We start from the raw sequence: 18523 nt of genomic DNA, 5'->3' as shown, positions 1-18523 counted from the left end.
CCTCAAGGCTTCCTACCACCCCAGCCATATTCCTCTACATCAATGAAGCAAGGCCCGACGGACCAACTCCGCCGGAAAATGCCCCTGTTTTATGCTTTTATACCCCTCCGCAGAGCTCACGCTGCTTATTTTCCCTCATCAGGGAGAGGGATTAAGTATAAACAATGATGATAAATCATAAACTTATATGACTTCTGATCTTAAGAGCAGTATTCTGCCTTCTCTACTCATAGGGAATGATGGTCTTCCTAGATTGTAGTCACAAACCTGACGATCATTTCGGTCTCAAGGGATGTTCGACGTGAGGATAATGGCGCCAAGCGTCACCCTCACCGTCTATCTCTGGCGCTCCAGTGTGGCGAAAACACCCATCTGCTGACGCGTGACTGCATGACGGAAAACCAGCCCAACCGTCCCGACATGATCGCCACAGAGGTAAAAGATTGCGGCCATGTGCCCTTTCTCAACGGACCCGAAAGCCTCAATGTGATCGCGCGGTTTCTGGAGGTATTGGCATGAGAATCGACCTTGGCGACATCACCCTCAACGTGGAAGAGAGCGGACCGGGCAATGGCGCGCCGGTGATCTTTGCCCATGCGCTCGGCACCAACCTGCACCTTTGGGACGAGGTGTTGCCACATCTGCCCGAGGGGCTGCGGCTTATTCGTTACGACCTGCGCGGCCATGGTCTGTCGGATGCGCCGAAAGGCCCCTATGCCATGGGCACGTTGGTGCGCGATACCGAGCGGCTGCTCGATCATCTCGGCGTGAAGGACGCGGTGTTCGTCGGCATTTCCATCGGCGGGTTGATTGCGCAGGGGTTGGCGGTCAAGCGGCTCGATCAGGTACGCGCGTTGGTGCTGTCGAATACCGCGGCCAAGATCGGGGCACGCAGCCTCTGGGACAAGCGTATCGCCGAAATCCACGACAAGGGACTTCAAAGCATCGTCGCGCCCACATTAGAGCGCTGGTTCGCCCCCGGTTTTCGCAAGACGGAAGCCGCCAGACGCTGGGGCCAGTCCATTCTCGACACCCCGCTCGAAGGTTATCTCGGCTGTGCCGCCGCCATTGCCGGAACGGATTTTTACACACCCACCTCGGGGTTGCGCCTGTCGTGCCTTGGCATCGCGGGGGGCTATGACGGTTCGACCCCGCCCGATCTGGTGCGCGAGACCCTGAGCGTCATTCCCGGTTCACGGTTTGAGCTGATGCGACGCTCCGGCCATTTGCCGCCCGTGGATGCCCCCGAAGATTATGCCGCCCTTCTGGGTCAATTCCTGATCGAGATCGCCCATGAAAAGCGCAATCCCAATCCGCATGATCATATTCCGAACCTCGGGCACGACCATCGTCACGATCACCATCATGACCACGACCATGATCATTCCGGGGGCTGCGAGCATGACTGATCCTGCGATCCTTTTGATCCATGGCTCCGCCCACGGCGCATGGTGTTGGCGCGATCTTCTGGCGGAATTGCACAGGCGCGGGATCAACGCACGCGCCCTCGACCTGCCGTCTCATGGCATGGACAAGACTCCTTATGCGGAGATCACCCTCGACAGCTACCGCGACGCGGTCCTTGCCGACATCGCCGCGCACGGCAATAGCCCCGTGATGCTGGTCGGCCATTCCGCCGGAGGTTACGCGATCACCGCCGCCGCCGAGGCCGCGCCCGAGCGGATCGCATCGCTTATCTATCTCTGCGCCTATGTGCCAAAGGACGGGATGAGCCTCGGCGATATGCGCCGCGCCGCGTCGGACCATCCGGTGCTGGGGCTGATCGAAAAGACCGCCGACGGGCTGGCCTTTCGTTTCAAATCCAACGCCGGTGTCGAGGCGCTTTGCCACGATTGCTCCGATGAGGCGAAAACCTATGTCCGGGCGCATCTCGGCCCGCAGGCGATCCGCCCGCAGGAGACCCCGCTGCGTGTGACCGAGGCCTCGCGCGCCCTGCCCCGTCACTATGTGATCTGCGAAAACGACCGTGTGATCCCGCCCGTTGAGCAACGCAAGATGTGCGCGGGCTGGCCCGAGGGAACAGTACATTCCCTGTCCTCTGGGCATTCTCCTTATTTCGCCCAGCCCGAGCGGCTGGCCGACACGCTAGACCGGATTTTGCACCAAACCAGATAGACAGCCGCAATCCGACAGGCCACAAAGGCGGAGTTGTTTTCAGGAAACGCCCCATGCCCCGCAATCTGCCGCTGATTTTCATTGTCACCACCGTGCTGATCGACGGCATGGGCATCGGGCTGATCTTTCCGGTGCTCCCGACGCTGATCCGGGAACTAACCGGCCAGACACTCGCCGACGCCGCGCTTTGGGGTGGGGTTCTGGCGACGGGCTTTGCCGTGATGCAGTTTTTCTTCGGGCCTTTTGTCGGCAATCTATCTGATCGCTTCGGGCGCAAACCTGTGCTGATCGCAGCGCTCTTCGTGATGATGATTGACTATCTGATCATGGCGCGGGCGCATACCATATGGCTCTTGCTCATCGGACGGCTGATCGCCGGAGTTTCGGCAGCCACGCCTGGCACGGCCGCCGCATTCATGGCAGATATTTCCAAACCCGAAGAGCGCGCGCGCAATTTCGGCTATATTCACGCGGCTCTTGGCATTGGCTTCGCACTCGGGCCGGTGATTGGCGGGATGCTTGCCACCGTGGACACGCGCGCTCCCTTCTATGCCGCCGCCGGGGTTGCCGGTCTCAACATGCTCTTCGGCCTGATCGTCATGCCCGAAAGCCTTGCGCCGGAAAAACGCCGCGCCTTCTCATGGTATCGAGCCAATCCCTTCGGTGCCTTTCGCGCCATTGGTCGGCTCAAGGGCCTCGCCGGTCTGCTCGCTGTCTTTGCCCTCTACGAGACCGCCTATTTCGTCTACCCGGCGGTCTGGTCGTTTTACACAGAGGAACGGTTCGGATTCGACACCGCCACCATCGGGCTCACGCTTTTCGCCTTTGGCGCGACTATGGGACTGGCACAGGCGGTTCTGGTCGGGCCACTGGTCAAGCGCTTCGGCGCCTATCGCGTGGCGATGGGAGGCATCCTCCTCGACGCTCTGGTCTTCATCACCTTCGGCCTCACGGCTAGCGTGCCGCTGGTCTGGATCATGTCCGTGCTCTCCGGCATTTCCGCGATCTCCATCCCGGCGCTGCAATCCATGATGAGCAGCGCCACCCCCGACGATCAGCAGGGCGAGTTGCAGGGCGTCACCGGGTCCATCGCCGCCCTCGCCACCATCGTGAGTCCCTTGGTGATGACCGAGATTTTCGCCACCTTCACCCGTCCCGACACAGTGTACTACCTGCCCGGAGCGCCATTTCTGCTGTCGCTGGTGATCGTCCTGATCGGCGGCGTGATCCTCCATCGCTGGCAGGGACGGCACGGGCGCATTTGACGCCCAGTCACAGATCTTTGACCAATTTGATCTGGATACGGGACCTGTCGCGCATTTCATGTTATACTGTGATCTGGAAAGAAGGAGGAAAATCATGACACGCCATATTACCGACACGTCGCATCGTGCACCCGGCAATAATCGCCTCATCCATTTTCTTGCCCTTGATCGCGGTGCTTCCCGCGCCCGGATTTGGGACAAAATGGATCGCGCCCGCAAAGATTCGAAAGCCGCATCGCGCGTGAAACAATTCCTGCGGATCGACCGCGGTCGTAGCGCCTGAGTCGATACAGTTCCGTCTGGTTCGGGCCCGTTTACGACGGGCCCGTTTTCATGTGCACAGGTCGAAGCTTTCAGTTTGCATATTATTGCCAAAAACTGTTTGCAAATTGTCCATCCCAAATACTTATTGCAAATATTGATTCAAAAATCTGTGCACAGATGCATACCGGGTATGCTTCCGCAGAAATCTCATCAATTGGGCTGGAAGCCCCCCGCGCCACGCGCATAGTGCGCGCAATAAGGACAACTCGGGGAGGAGGCTGGCCTTATAATATTGCTCTCAGCTCTCCCCGTGACCGCATTCCACAATGGAGAGACTGTCGTGACCACCGCCCGCCGCCCTGTGCCGCAATTCCTGCAATCCAAGATCATGTCTGCCGAAGATGCCGCCAGCCTCGTGGAGAATGGCGCGACCGTCGGGATGAGCGGATTTACCGGGTCGGGCTATCCCAAGGCGGTGCCTCTGGCACTGGCGGCACGGATCGAGGAGCGTCACGCTCAGGGCGAGAAATTCCGCATCAAGATCTGGTCCGGCGCCTCTACCGGTCCCGAGCTCGACGGCGCACTCGCCAAGGCCGACGGCATCGACTTCCGCCTGCCCTACAACTCCGACCCGATTGCCCGCGAGCGGATCAACAAGGGCGAGATGAAATATTTCGACATGCACCTGTCGCAGGTTGCGCCGATGGCCTGGCAAGGTTTTCTCGGCAAGCTCGACACCGCCATCGTCGAAATTTCCGGCATCACGCCCGAAGGCGATCTGATCCCCTCGTCTTCCATCGGCAACAACAAGACCTGGCTGGAATGCGCCGACAAGATCATCCTTGAACTGAACTCCTGGCAGAGCGAACATCTCGACGGGATGCATGACATCTATTACGGCACCGCCCTGCCCCCGGCGCGCCGGGCGATCCCGCTGATCAAACCGGACGACCGCATCGGCCAATCGCATTTCAAGGTGGACCCGTCGAAAATCGTCGCCATCGTAGAAACCGACACGCCGGACCGCAACGCGCCCTTTGCCAAGCCGGACAAGACCGCGCTGGACATTGCCGGGCACCTGCTGGAATTCCTGACCCATGAACTGAAAATGGGGCGGATGCCGAAGGAGCTTCTGCCGCTGCAATCGGGTGTGGGCAACGTGACCAATGCCGTGCTCGCCGGTCTGCTCGACAGCCCGTTCGAGAACATGACCGCCTTCACCGAGGTGATTCAGGACGGGATGCTCGACATGCTGGATGCGGGCAAACTGCGTATGGCGTCCGCCACTGCCTTCTCGCTCTCGCCGGAAGCCGCCGAGAAATTCAACGCCGAGGCGCATCGCTACCGTGACAAGCTGATCCTGCGCCCACAAGAAATCTCAAACCACCCCGAGCTTGTGCGTCGTCTGGGCTGTATCGCGATGAACGGGCTGATCGAGGCGGACATCTACGGCAACGTCAATTCCACCCATGTGATGGGCTCGCGCATCCAGAACGGCATCGGCGGCTCGGGCGACTTTGCGCGTAATGCGTTTGTTTCGATCTTCATGACACCTTCGACCGCCAAAGGCGGCGCGATCTCGGCCATTGTGCCCATGGCCTCCCATGTGGATCACATCAATCAGGACGTTCAGGTCATCGTGACGGAACAGGGCCTCGCCGATCTGCGCGGTCTCGATCCGAAGCAGAAAGCCGAACTGATCATCAAGAAATGCGCACATCCGGCCTACCGCGACATGCTGCGTGACTATTACGAGCGCGCGAAGAAAAGCTCCTTCGGCGGACACGCGCCCCACGATCTGCGCGAGGCGCTGAGCTGGCACCAGAGGTTCATTGACACCGGTTCGATGAAATAAGCTCAAAGGCCCTCTTCGGAGGGCCTTTTTGTCTCTGGCCTCTACCCGGTCAATCGGTCAGGGTACCACCATGAACCGCAGACCTATGACAGACTTCCCCTGCACGCTCGCCGCAGAACTTGCCCATGCGGATGACTTGCATCAGGCTCTTTTGCGCGCACTTGACGGCATCCAGATCAGTGAAACAGAGGCCGACACGCTCCTTCAGCGACTTCGACGCGAGGCTGGGGAGGCACTGGCCGACCGCCTCGACCGGCTTGATGCCGGATTTCTCACCGCTGTCATTCGCTATGCGGCGGGCCATATGCCTATCCCTGCCGCCGATGCAATTCAGAACTACCTAAACAACGCAGAGGTCGCCCCTGCGATGTGGCCTGACCCGCTTGATACCGCACTCACCGCCCTGCCCTCGGACCGTCCCGGGATGCCCGCCTTTTCCGACCGGGCGTTTGACGCTTGGTTCGCGGCGCTCGCCTCTGGAAAAATGCTCTATGGCTACGGGCTTTATGGCGAGAAACGTGCGGTCTATCTCGCCGATCAGTATCGCGACGCTTCCGGACCGGAACCACGGTCGCGCCATCTCGGTATCGACATTTTCGCCCCGGCGGGCACGGCAATCCATGCGCCACTTCCCGGCCGGGTACATCGTGCCGCGTATAATGCCGATCCGCTCGATTACGGCCACACGCTCATCCTCGAACATGAAACGCCTGAAGGGACACCCTTCTGGACGCTCTACGGCCATCTCGGGCAACCCGTCGTCATGGAGGGCATGGAAATCACCGCCGGACAACGCATCGCCCCTCTGGGGGACTGGCATGAAAACGGCGGCTGGGCACCGCATCTGCATTTTCAGGTGATCACCAGCCTACTCTCGCAAACTGGCGGTAATTTCTACGGCGTCGGGCATGATAGCCTCTGGCCGGTCTGGTCGCAGATTTCCCCCGACCCGAACCTGATCCTCCGCCTGCCCACGCGGGCTTTCCGACTCTGAGCTACGCCGCGCGGCGGAAGCGGGTGAGACGAAATGGCGAAGGATCGACAATGGGTGTCGCGCCCGTCACGATATCCGCCATCAGATGCCCCGCCCCCGGTCCCGTACCGAAGCCATGGCCGGAAAAGCCCGAGGCGATGTAGAAATTCGGCAATTTCGGCACTTCGGAAATCACCGGCACCGCATCGGGCGTAGCGTCGATCAGCCCCGCCCAGCTTTGCGTCATCTTGAGCTTTCCAAAGGCCGGATAAGCTTTGATCGTGTTGGCCCAGGCGTTTTTCAAATCACGCTTGACGGGTTTCGGATCGAGCGTGCGCATCAGTTCGAAGGGCGTGACCTCATCGTTTTTCCAATGGCGCGCACGCTTCCAGTCCTCGAAGAAATAGGACGTCAGACCCAGACGATATTCATGCATCGACTTCAAAGCGGTCGGCAGGAAATCAAAGAACAGCCGGAAACTGTCGAGGGTCAGGGGCGCGAGGTTGTCATTGCGGATCGCCACCGAATAGCCCCCGTCGAGACGGCGACGAAATGCGAAATCCGGTCCGCCCACGGCAAGATCGGGCAGGCTCTCGTCGGGCGATGTGCGCATCACCGTGTTGATCACCGGCAGGGTCGGGAAATTCAGCCCGAGATTGCCGGCGAAGAGACGCGACCACGCGCCACCTGCCAAAACCACGGACCCGCAGCGGATCGTACCCCGCTCTGTCACAACGGCGGAAATCGCCCCTGCCTGGGTCTCGACCCCGCGCACGGCACAGTGTTGCAGGATCACCGCGCCTTTCTTCTGCGCAGCGCGAGCCATGGCGGGCACAGCCTTGAACGGTTCGGCCGTGCCATCCGTGGGCGTGTAGAGCGCACGTTTCCAAGGCTTTGTAAGGCCCGGAAGGAGAACGGCGATCTCGGAGCCCTCGATGAACCGCGCCGAAAGCGCATGCGCGCGTGCGGACCCCATCCAACCCTCATAGGACGCAAGCGCCTTTTCCCCATCAAGCAGATAAAGCGTACCACGTTCGCGAAACCCGGTTTCCAGCCCGGTGATCTCATTCATCTGCCGCCAGAGCTTGAGGCTTTCGACGGTTAGCGGGATCTCCGCCGCATCGCGCCCCATGGTCCGACACCAGCCCCAGTTGCGGCCTGATTGCTCCGCCCCGATGATACCCTTTTCGCAAAGCGTGACAGAGACGCCGCGCTCGGCGAGAAACAGCGCCGTGCTGACGCCGATGATCCCGCCGCCGATCACGACAACGTCGCTGCGCGCGGGCAAATATTCATTTCCAGCGACGGGATCCATGGTGATGCGCATGTGCAGCCTCTGACAGTCGGCCCGATCTATGCCGGGAAGTGATTTTCCGTCACCCTAAGAGAAAACTGACGTAAGATAAGAATTTTAATTCATATAATGATAATAATTATATTATTTCTCATATTATGATGATTTTATCCTAATAAATACAATTTACTCTCACTGATCCGTCATCAAGGAGCCCGACAAATGAGCAAAACCGCCTCGCGAACACAGGCTTCTGGCACACAGGCCCTTGATCGCGCCATTGGTCTCATGCGGATCATCGCGACATCGCAAAGCACCGGCCTCACCGCACGAGAGCTGTCCAAGCACACGGGTCTCACGCAAGCGACGCTGTACCGGCAGTTGCAGGCGCTCGAAAAACACGGGCTGGTCGAAAATGAGGCGAAACGCTACCGGATCGGGCGTGGCGCGCTGTTCTTTGCCGCTGCCGCGTTCGAGGCCGATCCCTTGCACAAAGTTGCGCAACGCCCGCTGCGCCGGGTGGCGCAGGCGACCGGCTGCTCCACCGCACTGGTGATTGCACAGGACACGCTGGCGATGTGTGCGGCCCGCGCCGAAGGCACATTCACCGCCCGCACGATCTATTCCAATGTCGGCGCGACCGCACCCCTGGGCCTGGGGTCCAGTAGCCTGTGTCTTCTGGCGGCGCTCGACGACAATGAGGCGACCCATGTGATCGAAGCCAACCGGCAAGTCCTGATCGGTCCTTATTTCCTCGATGAGTTGGCACTGCGCACCGCCATTGGTCAGGTCCAGCGCGATGGCTATGCCCGCGACCCTGGCGAGATATTTCAGGATGTCTTCGGCCTTGCGGTTCCGGTGCGCTCGGAAACCGGCAAGACCATCGCCGCCATCGGTCTCTCCGCCGTTCTCGAACGCATCGACGCCGCGCGGGAAAAGTGGATCCTGTCGGTCATGCAGGAGGCGGCGGAAGAGATCGGTCGCGCCGTCAATCCCGTCACCGGACATATCCCGTACAAAGCCCAGTAAGCGCGGCTGCCCGTAAAACTGTGGAAAAGGCGAGTTTCGGTTCGATGCGGCATCGCAGCGGTCCTGATCTGACCGACATCAAATTGTATCAGCCGCATCCATCAAGGCTTTCGCATGTTGCGCTGCGGTGCAGAATCGTGTCACTCCCTTGGGGCAAGAGCCGATAAACGAGGGAACGGTGCATGCCGCGCGCACTTGTGTTAGTCGTAAATTCGATGCCTGTCGACATGGCGCGGGTTGCTCTTGGTCATGATGCAGTCGCACGAAAAGATGTCGCGAAGTTCGACACCCATGCCATTACAGGCGGCTCAGAATGGGTTCAAATGTCCATGAGCCCCTACTTGTCGTTTGCAGGGCCATAACACGAAAGGGGACTGATCATGACGCAGAATATTGCTCAACCCGTCGCGGTAATCATGACCCTCTACCGCGCCGATCCTCTCGATGCTTTCGAACTGGCACTCAGCTCGCTTGAAAATCAAACTCTTGAGGCTACGATCCGGGTCTATCTGTGTGTGGATGGCCCGCTGCCCGAAAGCCATGAAGTCTGGCTGGAGCAAAACGCAACGCGTTTCCATAAGGTCCTGCACAATGAAACCAACCTCGGACTTGCACGATCGCTCAATCGGCTTATCGACCTTCTCGAAGACGAGGAATTCGTCTTCCGCATGGATGGGGACGATATTTCACTGCCGTCGCGGTTCGAGCGTCAGATCGAACTCATGCGTGCGGAGCCGGACCTTGGGCTTTGCGGGTGTCAGGCGATCGACATCGACGATGACGGCAAGGAACTTGCCCCCCGGAAATTTCCGGTCACTCCAGAGGAAACGCGTCACCGCCTGAGCCGTATCACCCCGGTGCTGCACCCGACATTTTGCATCCGCCGTACAATCCTGCGGGATCCGAAGATGCGTTATCCCGACGCCTATCTTTGCGAAGACTTGGCCTTCCTCGTCACCCTGACCGGGGCGGGGCACAGCATATCGAACCATCCCGAGACGTTGTTCAAGTGGCGCACAGGCAAGAATTTCTTCAAGCGCCGCCAGGACGCACGACGCGAATGGGTGGAAATGAGTTGGTATTTCCGCGCGCTGCGCGCCAACGGCAGGCTATTTTCGCCGCAAGCGGTTTTTCCGGTCCTGCGCTTTATCATGCGGATCTTGCCGCAAAGCTGGATTGTCTGGCTTTACGGGTCACCACTGCGGAATTTCGTGATCGGCAAGGACGCAAAGCAGAAGTCATTCCCCACCTAGAACGCACCGCCTTCGGCACTTCTGTTTGTGAGACGTCTCAAACGGTATGCTGGAATGTGTGACACCGACATTCTCATCGGTTCGGATTGCCACAACCACCGTCGATACCGAGGTGAGACCGGTCGCCGACAACCAGCCGGTTTACATCCCGCCCGGTGCGTTGCATCGTCTGGAAAAGCCCGGCAAAATGCCTATGGTCTTGATCGAGATCCGGACCGGCTTCTATGTGAGTAAAGACGACATCACGCGCTATGATGATGTCTGTGCCCGCGATCAGAGCGCGAAAGGATAAGGCAGCATGTCTCCCAAATTCGGCACCAGCGGTTTGCGCGGTCTCGTGACGGAACTGACCGATGAACTGGTCGCGAATTACGTCCACGCATTTTTGAGCACCGTGCGGCCCGAAACGCTTTATGTCGGGCGCGATCTGCGTCCATCGTCGCCCCGGATCGCCAAGGTTATCTGTGAGACGGCACAGGTGGCAGGAGTCGATGTCGTCGATTGCGGGACACTTGGCACCCCGGCCCTCGCTCTGTCGTCCATGACGGCGAAAGCCCCGGCGATCATGGTCACGGGGAGCCATATCCCGGCGGACCGCAACGGGCTGAAATTCTATCTGCCCGAGGGCGAAATCTCGAAAGAAGATGAGGCCGCCATCAACACAGCCTATGTGTCGCGCGGGCGCTACACAGGGCAGGCGGAAGGCACGTTATGCGAACAGGACGCCGAAACGCCTTACATTGACCGTTATATCGGTGCCTTTGGCGCCGGGGCTCTTGCCGGGATGAAAATCGGCATTTATCGCCATTCATCGGTCGCGCGTGACACAATGGAGGCAATCCTCAAGGGATTGGGCGCTGGGATTGTCCCGCTGGCCCATTCCGACACCTTCATCCCCGTTGACACCGAAGCCGTCGATCCCGAAACACGCGACGAGCTGCGGTCCTGGTGTCGGGAGAACGGCCTCGATGCCATTGCCTCCACCGATGGGGATGCGGATCGCCCGATGCTCACCGATGAAACCGGCAAAGTCATTCCCGGCGACATTCTCGGGGTTCTGACCGCGCGGTTGCTGGGTGCGAAATCTGTCGTAACGCCCGTATCGTCCAACGACATGGTGCGCCGTCTGCCGGAGTTCGATGAGGTGATCCTGACCCGGATCGGTTCTCCCTTTGTCATAGCGGGCATGGTGCAGGCGACGCACCCGGAGGTTGTTGGGTTCGAAGCGAACGGCGGATTCCTTCTGGGCTTCGAGGCGCAGCTTTCCGGCCCTCTCGCCCCCTTGCCCACACGCGATTGCATGTTGCCGATCCTCGCTCCGCTCGTGGCGGCCAAACAGGTCGGAAAGTCCCTTGCAGAACTGGTTGCAGACCTCCCGCCTTGCTTCACCGCCGCAGATCGCGTGCAGGAGATCGACCGCGACAAGGCCAAGGTTTTCCTTGACGGCCTGATTACAGACAAAACCACCCGAACAGCCTTCTTTGCCCCCTTCGGTACCATTGCAACCACGGACCTGACGGACGGGCTGCGCGTTGATTTCGACAGTGGTGATGTGCTCCATCTGCGCCCTTCCGGCAATGCTCCGGAGTTTCGCATCTACGCCCAGGCCAAAAGCGATGACAAAGCCACCACCCTGATCAAAAGCGCCTATCAACGCGTCGCATACGAAGTGCTGTAAAAGAAAACGGGCCTGCCACCTTTGAACACGTATCGCGTCGCAAAAGACACAACCTTCCGTTTCTGTGTAACTTGACGCAGGACGATGCTGACCCGACATCGGTATCCAGAACTGTTGGCCAGTGACCAAACCCGGCAAACGAAAATGCCGGCCCTTCCGGGCCGGCATTTTCATTTATTTCAAATTCTTATACCACATTCGAACTTATAACTTCTCCCGGCAACCATCAGTTGCGCGAAACAGCTCCCACTTGCTAGTCGGAGTCAGCTTCTGTTTCAGCCGCATTTCGAATGGCCGCAAGAGGCGCAGGTCATGCAGCCTTCGACCATCCGCATGTCATAAGAGCCACAGGACGGGCAGGCTTTGCCGCGCGGTTTTTCCCCGATGGCCACCACTTCGGATTTCGGATCGGTTTTCAGCCCCATGCCTTCACCTGCGATGAAGCCAATCTCGACCAAGTGGGTTTCGATCACTCCGCCGATGGCCGCAAGGATGGAGGGGATGTATTTGCCCTTCATCCACGCACCACCGCGCGGATCGAACACGGCCTTGAGTTCCTCGACCACGAAGGACACATCGCCACCGCGACGGAACACCGCCGATATCATCCGCGTCAGCGCCACGGTCCAGGCGAAATGCTCCATGTTCTTCGAGTTGATGAAAATCTCGAACGGGCGGCGATGCCCGGCCACGACGATGTCGTTGATGGTGATATAAAGCGCGTGCTCGCTGTCGGGCCATTTGACCTTGTAGGTGTTGCCTTCGAGCTGCTGCGGACGGTCGAGCGGCTCGGAAAGATAGACAACCTCGGCGCCGATCTCCTGCTCCGGAGCTTTCTCCGAGGTCTCGGACACGGACAGAACAGAGCCGGTCACGTCGTTCGGACGGTAGGTGGTACATCCCTTACAGCCGGTCTCATAAGCCTCCATGTAGACTTCCTTGAAATCCTCGAAGGCGATGTCTTCCGGGCAATTGATCGTCTTGGAGATCGAGCTGTCGACCCATTTCTGCGCCGCCGCCTGCATCCGCACATGATCCAGAGGCGCAAGCGTTTGCGCGTTGACGAAATAGTCGGGCAGTTCGACATCCGCACCGAACTTGTCGCGGAAGAGTTTCACCGCGTAATCCACGACTTCCTCTTCGGTGCGCGATCCGTCCTTCTGCAACACCTTGCGGGTGTAGGCATAGGCGAACACCGGCTCGATCCCCGACGACACGTTGCCCGCATAAAGGCTGATCGTGCCGGTCGGTGCAATGGAGGTCAGAAGCGCGTTGCGGATGCCATGTTTGGCGATAGCGTCCTTGACGTCCTGATCCATGTGGGTCAGCGAGCCGGAGGCGAGGTATTTGTCCGCATCAAAAAGCGGGAAAGCGCCCTTTTCTTTCGCCAGACCCGCGGAGGCCAGATAAGACGCCCGCGCGATCATCTTGAGCCATTTTTCACAGGTCGCTGCGGCCTCCTCAGAACCGTAACGCTGACCGATCATCAAAAGCGCATCCGCCAGACCGGTGACGCCCAACCCGATGCGGCGTTTCGCCTGGGCTTCCTGTGCCTGCTGCTCCAACGGGAAGCGGGAGGCGTCCACGACGTTGTCCATCATCCGCACGGCAGTCGCGACGAGATCGGACAGAGCCTTCTCGTCCATTTCCGCGCCCGGCCCGAACGGGTCTTTCACCAGCCGCGCAAGGTTGATCGAGCCCAAAAGACAGGCGCCATAGGGCGGCAGCGGCTGCTCGCCACAGGGGTTGGTGGCCGCAATCGTCTCGCAATAGGAGAGATTGTTCATCTTGTTGATGCGGTCGATGAAGATCACGCCCGGCTCGGCATAATCATAGGTCGCGCGCATGATCTTGTTCCACAGATCGCGGGCCTCGACGGTGTGATAGACCTTTCCGTCGAACTTGAGTTCCCACGGCCCGTCCGCCTTCACCGCTTCCATGAAATCGTCGGTCACAAGCACGGACAGGTTGAACATCCGCAGCCGCGCGCTGTCCTGTTTTGCTTCGATGAACTGATGAATATCCGGGTGATCGCAGCGCATGGTCGCCATCATCGCACCGCGGCGCGATCCCGCGGACATGATCGTGCGGCACATGGCGTCCCAGACATCCATGAACGACAGGGGCCCGGAGGCATCCGCCGCCACGCCCTTCACATCCGCACCCTTGGGCCGGATGGTGGAGAAATCATAGCCGATGCCGCCGCCCTGCTGCATGGTGAGCGCGGCCTCTTTCAGCATGTCGAAAATCCCCGCCATGCTGTCCGGGATCGTCCCCATGACGAAACAGTTGAACAGTGTCACGGCGCGGCCCGTGCCAGCGCCAGCAAGAATGCGGCCCGCCGGCAGAAATTTGAAATCCTCCAACGCGTGGTAGAATTTTTCCTCCCACGCCTCCTGATCCTTTTCGACAGAGGCCAGAGACCGCGCCACACGCCGCCAGCTATCCTCCACAGATTGATCCAGCGCCTTCCCGTCGGCCTCTTTCAGGCGGTATTTCATATCCCAAATCTGTTCGGCGATGGGTGCGGCAAAGCGAGTCATGGCGGTCTTTTCCGTTCTTGATTGGCGGCGATGAGGGCGGTCGTTTAACCCGATGTTCTCGGAAGGGCAACTTGAAGAATCGCACATACGAACTATGATTTCCTACCACAGTTAGGGCGATCCAATGGCTGATTACATAAACCTAGTAAAATTATGCGTGGGCGTCGACTCTTTTGAAGAGTTGGAGGCCTATGTCGACGCCGCTCCCAAAGGAGTGCGCGGGCATACGACGCGCATGTGGCCCAAACAGGAGGAGAAGCTCCTACGAGGGGGCTCGCTCTACTGGGTGATCAAGGGCTCCATTCAGGCCCGTCAGAAAATCGTGGCGCTGGAAGAGGTTATCGGCGAAGACGGCGTGCGCCGCTGTCGCATCCAGCTCTCCGCTCCCCTGATCCGCACGCAAAACGCGCTGCGCAGACCGTTTCAGGGCTGGCGCTACCTCCAACCCGAAGATGCCCCCGCCGATCTGCCGCAAGGACGTGCGAACGAACCCGACCTGCCGCCGGAACTGGCGCAGGCTCTGGCCGAAATCGGGGTGATTTGAGTATTTTGGGCAGCAAAGGAAACAGGGGAGCACGCCCCTGTCCCGCAGTTCAGTCTCCCAGCCCCATCGTCTCAGTCAGTTCCGAGAGCGTCGCGCGGGTCTCATCGGTCCAATGCGCCATGCGCGATTTGAACAGGGTCGCCTGAGAGCGATGCACCGGATCGCAGTTGAGGATTTTGAGGTGGTTCGCGCGCAGCGTCTCCCCCGTGGAGGTGATGTCGGCAATGGCCTCGGCGGTGAGGTTCTTCACCGTGCCCTCCGTCGCCCCCTGGCTGTCGACAAGCTGGTAATCGGCGACACCGTTCGCCTTGAGAAATTCGCGCACAAGATGGTGGTATTTCGTCGCGATGCGCAGCCGGAACCCGTGCCGTGCGCGGAACGCCGACGCTGCGGCATCCAGATCGTCCAGCGTATCCACATCGACCCAGCATTTCGGCACGGCGATGATCAGATCGGCATGACCGAACCCCATGGACGCAAGTTCCGACACCTTGCTGTCCCAAGCGGCGAGCTTGTCGCGCACCAAATCGGAACCGGTGACGCCAAGATGAATGCGCCCGGCGGCGAGTTCACGCGGGATCTCCGAGGCGGAGAGCAGAACAAGCTCAACGCCCGCGATGCCCTCAACCGCGCCGGAATACTCCCGTTCGGTCCCAGCGCGCGACAACGTTACGCCGCGTTCGGCAAACCACTCGAATGTCTTGTCCATCAACCGGCCCTTAGAGGGCACGCCAAGTTTGACGACCATCATGCGCCTCCTTTCAGGGACAAAAGCACATTCGGGCGGATCACCCCGCCCACAGCCGGAATGGAGCGACCCTGTCCGAGCACAGCGGTCAGGGCGTCATAGCGCCCACCGGTGGCGACAGGCGGCAGGTCCGGGCGGCCTTCGGCGTAAAATCCGAACACGAACCCATCGTAATATTCCATCGAGGTGCGCCCGTAGGAGGCCTCGAAATCCAGATGCTCCACATCGACACCGCGCGCCGCCAGCGCATCGCTGCGACGACCGAGCAGGCTGACGGCCTCGGAGATCGCGGGCAGATCCACCGCAATGTCGCGCAGTTGCGAGAGCACATGCGGCAGGGTTTCCTTGAGCGACAGGATGTCATCGAGCAATTCGATTTCACCGGCGGAAATCGGCGGTTCGCTCGCATCCTCTTCCAACGCCTTGACCCGTGCGTCGATCTCCGTCTGGGTGCGCAAGCCGATGAAGGGGGCTTCCGCGTCCCTGAGATTGGCACGAACGCGGTCGAGGTTCTGGTGGCGCAGCGCCGTACCCGCCTCCGAGAACCGCGTCATCAGCGCACGGAACCGGCGCGGACGCCAGATGTGGCGCAGCAAAGCGGCGCGGCGGCGTTCGGTGGTTTTAAGCCCCGCCACCGCCGCCTTGAGAATGCCGATGTCGCCGGTCGCGGCATGCAGACCGGACCCTGCCAGCACCTCGGCAAAACGGGCAAAGACTTCCGCATCCGCTGCCGCCGGATCGGAACCGTCGAACACCTCGTAGCCGACCTGAAAATACTCATTGGCCCGGCTCGGCATGTCTTCCTGTTTGCGGAACACTTCACCCGCATAGGTGTAACGCGCAGGTTCCGCCCCGTTCGTCATGTGTTCCTGCACCACCGGAACAGTGAAATCCGGGCGCAGCATCATTTCGCCGCGCTCGGGATCATGGGTCACATAAGCGCGGGCACGGATATCCTCGCCATAGAGATCGAGAAGCACCTCGGCAGGAAGGAGAATATCCATCTCCACCGGTTGCGCACCGCTTGCCTCGAAAAAGGCCTTGAGCCGGGCAGCCTCCGCCTTGACTGCCGCTTTCGGAATATCGGAACGGGGCATCAGCTATAGCTCTCGATAATCTCGCGCACTTTCGCGACCATCTGGTCACGCGGCACTTCGTATTGGTTCGGACGATCTTTCCATTCCTCGACGGAGGCGTTTTCCGCCAGTTTCGTGCCAAGAATCAGATCCTTGATCTGCACCACACCGCGCTCCGCCTCATCGCCGCCCTGAATGATCGCCACCGGACTTTCGCGCTTGTCGGCATATTTGAGCTGGTTGCCGAAATTCTTGGGATTGCCAAGATAGACCTCCGCGCGAATACCCGCCTGACGCAGCTCCGTCACCATCTCCATATAATCACCCATTCGGTCGCGATCCATCACGGTCACAACGACAGGGCCTTGGGCCTTGGACCCGATCCGACCCGTGGCGCGCAGAGCGGCCAGAAGACGGTCGACCCCGATGGACATGCCGGTCGCCGGCACGGATTGGCCGGTGAAGCGTTTGACCAGATCGTCGTAACGCCCGCCGCCCGCGACAGAACCGAACTCACGCACGCGGCCTTTCTCGTCAGTGACCTCGAAGGTCAGCTCGGCCTCATAGACAGGTCCGGTGTAATAGCCCAAGCCCCGCACCACGGCGGGGTCGATGACGATGCGGTCGGGACCGTAGCCTTGGCCTTCGAGCAGCTCCGCGATCTCACGAAGTTCCGCCACGCCCTCTTGCCCGGTCGTGGCCTCGCCGACCAACTCGCCCAGACGGTCCAGCGTTGTCGCATTGCTGTCCTGACGGCCATTGACGAAACCGAGGATCAGTTCGACCTGCGCCGTCGCAAGCCCCGCACCCTTGGTGAAATCACCACTCTCATCCTTGCGGCCTTCGGTCAGAAGCGCCATGACACCTTCGTCCCCGAACTTGTCATGCTTGTCGATGGTGCGCAAAACGATGCCGCGCACATGCGTAAATTCTTCGGTATCCGGCAGGCCCGCGGCCTCCAGCACCCCGTCCAGCACTTTGCGGTTGTTCACCCGGATGATGTAATCGCCACGCGAAATGCCGACGGCTTCGAGCGTATCCGAGAGCATCGCGCAAATCTCCGCATCGGCGGCCACCGACGGAGCCCCCACGGTGTCGGCGTCGCACTGATAAAACTGGCGAAAGCGCCCCGGTCCGGGTTTTTCATTGCGCCACACCGGCCCCATTGCAAAGCGACGATAGGGAGACGGCAGGTCTTGGCGATACTGCGCGGCGACACGGGCCAAAGGCGCGGTCATATCGTAACGCAAAGCAACCCAATCCGAGTCGTCCTCCTGCCAGGCGAACACCCCTTCGTTCGGGCGGTCTACATCCGGCAGGAATTTACCCAGCGCCTCAACGGTTTCCACCGCAGAGGTTTCAAGCGCCTCGAACCCGTAAAGATGATAGACTTCGGCGATCTGATCGAGCATATGTTTGCGCTCGCTCACCTCGGTGCCGAAGTAATCACGAAAGCCCTTGGGCGTCACTGCCTTGGGGCGCGGGGTTTTCTTGGGCTTGGCCATGGCCGGTCCTTTTGCTCACTGTCGCGGGCGGCATATCGCAAGGGACTGCTCGGGGCAAGGCAAGCCACACCCGGACGGGGTGAAATCCGGGGCAAAATCGCCTATAATCGAATGTATCAGTGACCCACTGAGACGGAGGAAAGACATGTCAGACGAAACCCGCATCATCGCGCTCGAAGAACAGGTCGCCTATCTCACCAAAACCGTCGAGGAGCTGTCCGACGTGGTCGCGCAACAGGAGCGCGTGCTGGAAATGGCCGAACGGCGTTTGGGAATGCTGATGGAGGCCGAAGCGCTGCGCCAGTCCGAGACCGAAGGCTCCGTGCCGCTGGCCGACCAACGCCCTCCGCACTACTAAAA

The 18523-nt window shown here is 60.0% G+C and carries 18 protein-coding genes; 13 read left to right on the top strand and 5 right to left on the bottom strand.

Annotated features, from left to right (window positions below):
• The first annotated feature begins 390 nt into the window (after positions 1-390).
• The 7 genes from C8N42_RS22085 (at position 391) to C8N42_RS13100 (ending at position 6514) form a co-directional block, all read left to right on the top strand.
• Positions 391-519: a hypothetical protein gene (locus C8N42_RS22085; RefSeq protein ID WP_281261416.1), complete on the top strand. Its 129-nt coding sequence runs from the start codon at positions 391-393 to the stop codon at positions 517-519.
• Positions 516-1409 (top strand): 3-oxoadipate enol-lactonase, encoded by an 894-nt coding sequence (gene pcaD / locus C8N42_RS13125; protein WP_107817025.1) that lies wholly within the window; start codon positions 516-518, stop codon positions 1407-1409. The genes C8N42_RS22085 and pcaD overlap by 4 nt, the downstream gene beginning before the upstream one ends.
• Entirely contained in the window at positions 1366-2136 is a 771-nt protein-coding gene (locus tag C8N42_RS13120; protein ID WP_245890118.1) for an alpha/beta fold hydrolase, read from the top strand. The genes pcaD and C8N42_RS13120 overlap by 44 nt, the downstream gene beginning before the upstream one ends.
• 53 nt (positions 2137-2189) lie before the next feature.
• The gene (locus C8N42_RS13115; protein ID WP_107817024.1) at positions 2190-3401 is read left to right on the top strand and encodes a TCR/Tet family MFS transporter; all 1212 of its coding nucleotides are present in this window, start codon (positions 2190-2192) and stop codon (positions 3399-3401) included.
• Positions 3402-3495: 94 nt separating this feature from the next.
• The gene (locus tag C8N42_RS13110) at positions 3496-3684 is read left to right on the top strand and encodes a hypothetical protein (RefSeq protein WP_107817023.1); all 189 of its coding nucleotides are present in this window, start codon (positions 3496-3498) and stop codon (positions 3682-3684) included.
• 321 nt (positions 3685-4005) lie between these two features.
• Entirely contained in the window at positions 4006-5520 is a 1515-nt protein-coding gene (gene scpC / locus C8N42_RS13105; RefSeq protein ID WP_107817036.1) for a succinyl-CoA:acetate CoA-transferase ScpC, read from the top strand.
• Between the two features lie 70 nt (positions 5521-5590).
• A complete protein-coding gene (locus C8N42_RS13100; protein WP_107817022.1) occupies positions 5591-6514 on the top strand; it encodes a peptidoglycan DD-metalloendopeptidase family protein in 924 nt (307 codons plus the stop codon).
• A gap of 1 nt (position 6515) precedes the next feature.
• Here C8N42_RS13100 and C8N42_RS13095 read toward each other — a convergent pair whose 3' ends face one another.
• Entirely contained in the window at positions 6516-7820 is a 1305-nt protein-coding gene (locus C8N42_RS13095; protein WP_107817021.1) for an NAD(P)/FAD-dependent oxidoreductase, read from the bottom strand.
• 189 nt (positions 7821-8009) lie between these two features.
• On the opposite strand from C8N42_RS13095, the gene C8N42_RS13090 reads away from it, so the two are divergent.
• The 4 genes from C8N42_RS13090 (at position 8010) to C8N42_RS13075 (ending at position 11747) form a co-directional block, all read left to right on the top strand.
• Positions 8010-8816: an IclR family transcriptional regulator gene (locus tag C8N42_RS13090; protein ID WP_107817020.1), complete on the top strand. Its 807-nt coding sequence runs from the start codon at positions 8010-8012 to the stop codon at positions 8814-8816.
• 380 nt (positions 8817-9196) lie between these two features.
• Positions 9197-10069, top strand: coding sequence for a glycosyltransferase (locus tag C8N42_RS13085; protein ID WP_107817019.1), 873 nt, complete (start codon positions 9197-9199; stop codon positions 10067-10069).
• Between the two features lie 46 nt (positions 10070-10115).
• Positions 10116-10361 (top strand): cupin domain-containing protein, encoded by a 246-nt coding sequence (locus C8N42_RS13080; protein ID WP_107817018.1) that lies wholly within the window; start codon positions 10116-10118, stop codon positions 10359-10361.
• Positions 10362-10367: 6 nt separating this feature from the next.
• Positions 10368-11747 carry a phosphomannomutase gene (locus C8N42_RS13075; protein WP_107817017.1) on the top strand — a complete coding sequence of 460 codons (1380 nt, stop codon included), beginning with the start codon at positions 10368-10370 and terminating at the stop codon, positions 11745-11747.
• Positions 11748-12022: 275 nt separating this feature from the next.
• Here the strand turns inward: C8N42_RS13075 and C8N42_RS13070 are convergent, their stop codons facing one another.
• A complete protein-coding gene (locus tag C8N42_RS13070; protein ID WP_107817016.1) occupies positions 12023-14290 on the bottom strand; it encodes an adenosylcobalamin-dependent ribonucleoside-diphosphate reductase in 2268 nt (755 codons plus the stop codon).
• Positions 14291-14414: 124 nt separating this feature from the next.
• Between C8N42_RS13070 and C8N42_RS13065 the strand changes: the two genes are divergently transcribed.
• Positions 14415-14834, top strand: a complete 420-nt coding sequence (locus tag C8N42_RS13065) for a DUF1489 family protein (protein ID WP_107817015.1) — start codon at positions 14415-14417, stop codon at positions 14832-14834.
• 49 nt (positions 14835-14883) lie between these two features.
• On the opposite strand, the gene hisG is transcribed toward C8N42_RS13065, so the two are convergent.
• From hisG to hisS, 3 genes are read right to left on the bottom strand one after another with little or no spacing between them, the layout of a single operon-like run.
• The gene (gene hisG, locus C8N42_RS13060; RefSeq protein WP_107817014.1) at positions 14884-15582 is read right to left on the bottom strand and encodes an ATP phosphoribosyltransferase; all 699 of its coding nucleotides are present in this window, start codon (positions 15580-15582) and stop codon (positions 14884-14886) included.
• The gene (locus tag C8N42_RS13055; RefSeq protein WP_107817013.1) at positions 15582-16679 is read right to left on the bottom strand and encodes an ATP phosphoribosyltransferase regulatory subunit; all 1098 of its coding nucleotides are present in this window, start codon (positions 16677-16679) and stop codon (positions 15582-15584) included. Before C8N42_RS13055 ends, hisG begins: the two co-directional genes overlap by 1 nt.
• On the bottom strand, positions 16679-18163 hold the full coding sequence (gene hisS, locus C8N42_RS13050) for a histidine--tRNA ligase (RefSeq protein WP_107817012.1): 1485 nt from the start codon (positions 18161-18163) through the stop codon (positions 16679-16681). The genes C8N42_RS13055 and hisS overlap by 1 nt, the downstream gene beginning before the upstream one ends.
• Before the next feature lie 145 nt (positions 18164-18308).
• On the opposite strand from hisS, the gene C8N42_RS13045 reads away from it, so the two are divergent.
• Positions 18309-18521, top strand: coding sequence for a SlyX family protein (locus C8N42_RS13045; RefSeq protein ID WP_107817011.1), 213 nt, complete (start codon positions 18309-18311; stop codon positions 18519-18521).
• Positions 18522-18523: the final 2 nt, after the last annotated feature.

The organism is Celeribacter persicus, from assembly GCF_003050785.1.
Classification (GTDB): Bacteria; Pseudomonadota; Alphaproteobacteria; order Rhodobacterales; family Rhodobacteraceae; genus Celeribacter; species Celeribacter persicus.
Note: the sequence above shows the minus strand (reverse complement) of the source record. Positions and strands in the feature narration are given on the sequence as shown.

Bases quoted from the DNA above. Each gene is read 5' to 3' on its own strand.
- C8N42_RS22085 (WP_281261416.1), top strand. From the start codon at position 391: ATGACGGAAAACCAGCCCAACCGTCCCGACATGATCGCCACAGAGGTA.
- pcaD (WP_107817025.1), top strand. From the start codon at position 516: ATGAGAATCGACCTTGGCGACATCACCCTCAACGTGGAAGAGAGCGGA.
- C8N42_RS13120 (WP_245890118.1), top strand. From the start codon at position 1,366: ATGACCACGACCATGATCATTCCGGGGGCTGCGAGCATGACTGATCCT.
- C8N42_RS13115 (WP_107817024.1), top strand. From the start codon at position 2,190: ATGCCCCGCAATCTGCCGCTGATTTTCATTGTCACCACCGTGCTGATC.
- C8N42_RS13110 (WP_107817023.1), top strand. From the start codon at position 3,496: ATGACACGCCATATTACCGACACGTCGCATCGTGCACCCGGCAATAAT.
- C8N42_RS13100 (WP_107817022.1), top strand. From the start codon at position 5,591: ATGAACCGCAGACCTATGACAGACTTCCCCTGCACGCTCGCCGCAGAA.
- C8N42_RS13095 (WP_107817021.1), bottom strand. From the start codon at position 7,820: ATGCGCATCACCATGGATCCCGTCGCTGGAAATGAATATTTGCCCGCG.
- C8N42_RS13090 (WP_107817020.1), top strand. From the start codon at position 8,010: ATGAGCAAAACCGCCTCGCGAACACAGGCTTCTGGCACACAGGCCCTT.
- C8N42_RS13085 (WP_107817019.1), top strand. From the start codon at position 9,197: ATGACGCAGAATATTGCTCAACCCGTCGCGGTAATCATGACCCTCTAC.
- C8N42_RS13080 (WP_107817018.1), top strand. From the start codon at position 10,116: ATGCTGGAATGTGTGACACCGACATTCTCATCGGTTCGGATTGCCACA.
- C8N42_RS13075 (WP_107817017.1), top strand. From the start codon at position 10,368: ATGTCTCCCAAATTCGGCACCAGCGGTTTGCGCGGTCTCGTGACGGAA.
- C8N42_RS13070 (WP_107817016.1), bottom strand. From the start codon at position 14,290: ATGACTCGCTTTGCCGCACCCATCGCCGAACAGATTTGGGATATGAAA.
- C8N42_RS13065 (WP_107817015.1), top strand. From the start codon at position 14,415: ATGGCTGATTACATAAACCTAGTAAAATTATGCGTGGGCGTCGACTCT.
- hisG (WP_107817014.1), bottom strand. From the start codon at position 15,582: ATGGTCGTCAAACTTGGCGTGCCCTCTAAGGGCCGGTTGATGGACAAG.
- C8N42_RS13055 (WP_107817013.1), bottom strand. From the start codon at position 16,679: ATGCCCCGTTCCGATATTCCGAAAGCGGCAGTCAAGGCGGAGGCTGCC.
- hisS (WP_107817012.1), bottom strand. From the start codon at position 18,163: ATGGCCAAGCCCAAGAAAACCCCGCGCCCCAAGGCAGTGACGCCCAAG.
- C8N42_RS13045 (WP_107817011.1), top strand. From the start codon at position 18,309: ATGTCAGACGAAACCCGCATCATCGCGCTCGAAGAACAGGTCGCCTAT.